At 59.1% G+C, this 3275-nt stretch carries 4 protein-coding genes; all 4 read left to right on the top strand.

Annotation, left to right across the window (positions count from 1 at the left end):
- The first annotated feature begins 212 nt into the window (after positions 1-212).
- The 4 genes from flgB to flgE are packed head-to-tail and all read left to right on the top strand — an operon-like array spanning position 213 to position 3161.
- Positions 213-620: a flagellar basal body rod protein FlgB gene (flgB, locus tag HU811_RS26040; RefSeq protein WP_092392904.1), complete on the top strand. Its 408-nt coding sequence runs from the start codon at positions 213-215 to the stop codon at positions 618-620.
- Positions 621-623: 3 nt separating this feature from the next.
- The gene (flgC, locus tag HU811_RS26035; protein WP_014339780.1) at positions 624-1067 is read left to right on the top strand and encodes a flagellar basal body rod protein FlgC; all 444 of its coding nucleotides are present in this window, start codon (positions 624-626) and stop codon (positions 1065-1067) included.
- A 15-nt stretch (positions 1068-1082) separates the two neighbouring features.
- Positions 1083-1805 (top strand): flagellar hook assembly protein FlgD, encoded by a 723-nt coding sequence (flgD, locus tag HU811_RS26030; protein WP_186658938.1) that lies wholly within the window; start codon positions 1083-1085, stop codon positions 1803-1805.
- A 30-nt stretch (positions 1806-1835) separates the two neighbouring features.
- Complete coding sequence (flgE, locus tag HU811_RS26025) at positions 1836-3161, top strand: flagellar hook protein FlgE (protein ID WP_186658935.1); 1326 nt, start codon at positions 1836-1838, stop codon at positions 3159-3161.
- Positions 3162-3275: the final 114 nt, after the last annotated feature.

The following is a 3275-nucleotide window of genomic DNA, read 5'->3' as shown; positions in this document are numbered from 1 at the left end:
CGCATTCGCGAGCAAGCCCGCTCCCACAAGTTGAGTGTCATTGCGCTTGAGAAGCGGCAGAAAAGCGGCAGCCAGCGGAAACCGATTGCCGCTTTTCTGGCATTGCCGCCTTGCCGATGCCCGCAAAGCCCCGGTTTATGGGGTTTTTGAAAGTGGCACGACGCTTGCTATGTCCATCGTACGTAAATTCTGGTCACCCGAAGGTTTCCAACATGAGCATCAGTTTCGATAAAGCGCTCGGCATCCACGAAAAGGCTTTAAGCTTCCGCGCCCAGCGTGCCGAAGTCCTGGCCAACAACATCGCCAACGCCGACACCCCGAACTTCAAGGCTCGGGACCTGGACTTCTCCAAAGTGCTCGCCGAGCAGAACGAGAAGACCAAGAACGGCCACTTCGCCCTGAACATGACCAACAGCCGTCATATCGAAGCCGAAGGCCTGGGCAATGGCGATGAATCGCTGATGTACCGCACGCCGATGCAGCCTTCGATCGACCAGAACACCGTGGACGCTCAACTGGAACAGTCCAACTACACGGAGAACTCCGTGAACTTCCAGGCCAGCTTCACCCTGCTCAATAGCAAATTCAAAGGGCTGGTATCGGCCCTGCGCGGAGAGTAAGTCATGTCGATTGCGAGCGTATTCAACATTGCCGGCAGCGCCATGAGTGCCCAGACCACGCGTCTGAACACGGTCGCCAGTAACATCGCCAACGCCGAGACCGTTTCGTCGAGCATCGACCAGACCTACCGCGCCCGTCACCCGGTGTTCGCCACCATGTTCCAGGGCGGCCAATCCGGCGGCAGTGACTCGCTGTTCCAGGAGCAGGACGCCGCAGGGCAGGGTGTGCAGGTGCTCGGCGTGGTCGAAGACCAGAGCAACCTCGACGCACGCTACGAGCCGAACCATCCGGCCGCCGACGCCAAGGGCTACGTCTATTACCCGAACGTCAACGTCGTCGAAGAAATGGCCGACATGATTTCCGCCAGTCGTTCGTTCCAGACCAACGTCGAAATGATGAACACCGCCAAAACCATGATGCAGAAGGTCCTGACCCTCGGTCAGTGATAAGGGGCGAGTCACATGAGCGTCACCAACACTACCAGTGGTTTGAGCCTAAACGAGATTCTGGCCAACTCCTCGGTCAAGACCAACACCACCACCGATGGGCTGGGGGCGGCAACGAACGCAGCTACCGGCTCCAAGGAGCTGGGCAAGGATGCGTTCCTGCAACTGCTGGTCACCCAGCTGAAAAACCAGAACCCGCTGGAGCCGCAGGATAACGGCGAGTTCGTTGCCCAGTTGGCGCAGTTCAGCAGCCTGGAAGGCATCACCACGCTCAACGAAACCGTCAGTGGTATTGCCGGCAACTACAACTCGTCCCAGGCCCTGCAAGCCTCGTCCCTGGTGGGCCGTTCGGTCATCGCCCCGGGTGACAAGGCGGTGGTCGATACCTCCAAGAGCCTTAACGGCACGGTGGTGGTACCGGCCTCGGTGTCCTCGCTCGCGATCAAGATCGCGGACAAGGACGGCAAGACCGTCCGTACGATCGAGCTGGGCAGCCAGAATGCCGGTAACTCGGCCTTCATTTGGGATGGCAAGAACGATGCGGGCACCACCCTTGAGTCGGGCACTTACACCTTCACCGCTTCGACCACTATCGATGACAAGCCCGTGTCGCTGATCACTAACCTGCCGGCGACCGTCAGCAGCGTGACGATCAGCCAGACGGGCGGTGAGCTGATGCTCAACCTCGCCGGGCTGGGCAGCATCGCCCTGTCCAAAGTACAAACTATTGGTATGTAGAGCCGACTAAACCGGCAAAAGGAGTGCAACATGTCTTTCAACATCGGCCTTAGCGGTCTCTATGCAGCCAACAAGCACCTGGACGTAACCGGCAACAACATCGCCAACGTGGCGACCACCGGTTTCAAATCGTCCCGTGCGGAATTCGAAGACGTCTACTCGGCTACCAGACTGGGCAGCGGCACCAAGACCGTCGGCAACGGGGTGCGCTTGGCCAACGTCTCCCAGCAGTTCAGCCAGGGTGACGTCAACAACACCGGCAACGTATTGGACATGGGTATCCAGGGCTCCGGCTTCTTTGTCCTGAGCAACGACGGTTCCCTGAGCTACACCCGTGCCGGTACGTTCAAGACCGACAAGGAAGGCTACATCACCAACAGCGATGGCACTGCGCGTTTGCAGGGCTATGGCGTGGATGCCAATGGCAACATCCTCAACGGTATTCTGACCGACCTGCGCATCGACACCTCCAACCTGCCGCCACAAGCGACCAGCCTGGTTTCGTCGACGATCAACCTGAATTCGACAGCAACGCCGATTTCACAGGCGGCGCCCTACGTATTCGATCCAACCGATACCGCCACGTTCACCAAGCAATTCACCACCCCTGTCTACGATACCCAGGGCAACCAGCACTCCATGGACCAGTACATGGTCAAGACGGGCGCCAACACGTGGGATGTCTACACCCTGATCGATGGTCGTAACCTGGATGGCAGCGCGCCGGTCGCTCCAAACGCTCCCGTTCCTTCGACGATGACCTTTGATTCGAGTGGTAAGTTGGTTCAGGTCAGTACTCCAGGACCGGTCACAGTTCCGCCGACCGCGCCGACCATCAGTAACGATTTGGAACTGGACGGTTGGGTGCCGGGTACCGTGACCAACGGCGTGTGGACCGCCAACGGTGCCGGTTCGTCGACGATTACGGTCTCCATGGCCAACACCACCCAATTCAACGCTGACACCGCTCGGTCAATCCCTGCCCAGAACGGCTACGCCACCGGCCAGATCACCAACCTGACCATCGATGGTAGTGGTGTACTGCTGGCCAACTTCAGCAACAACCAGACCAAGCCGATCGGTCAGCTCGCCCTCGCCAGCTTCACCAATGAGCAGGGCCTGCAGCCGGTAGGCGGCAGCGGCTGGAAAGAAACCTTCGCGTCGGGCATCCCGGGCTACGATGCCCCGGAAACCGGCACCCTGGGTTCGATCGTCTCCAACTCCCTGGAAGAGTCCAACGTCAACCTGACCAACGAACTGGTCGAGCTGATCAAGGCCCAGAGCAACTACCAGGCGAACGCCAAGACCATCTCCACCCAGAGCACCATCATGCAGACCATCATTCAGATGGCGTGATATCGATGGTTGCTTGAAAGCTGCACAAGAAGCCCCTCGCACGAGGGGCTTTTTCTTGAGCGCAGGTTTTTGTGGTGCCTGTTCCGGCCTCTTCGCGAGCAAGCCCGCTCCCAC

This window comes from Pseudomonas tehranensis, assembly GCF_014268615.1.
GTDB classification, from domain to species: Bacteria; Pseudomonadota; Gammaproteobacteria; order Pseudomonadales; family Pseudomonadaceae; genus Aquipseudomonas; species Aquipseudomonas tehranensis.
Note: the sequence above shows the minus strand (reverse complement) of the source record. Positions and strands in the feature narration are given on the sequence as shown.

Excerpts from the sequence above, each read along its gene's own strand:
- flgB (WP_092392904.1), top strand. The coding sequence starts at position 213 with ATGAGCATCAGTTTCGATAAAGCGCTCGGCATCCACGAAAAGGCTTTA.
- flgC (WP_014339780.1), top strand. The coding sequence starts at position 624 with ATGTCGATTGCGAGCGTATTCAACATTGCCGGCAGCGCCATGAGTGCC.
- flgD (WP_186658938.1), top strand. The coding sequence starts at position 1,083 with ATGAGCGTCACCAACACTACCAGTGGTTTGAGCCTAAACGAGATTCTG.
- flgE (WP_186658935.1), top strand. The coding sequence starts at position 1,836 with ATGTCTTTCAACATCGGCCTTAGCGGTCTCTATGCAGCCAACAAGCAC.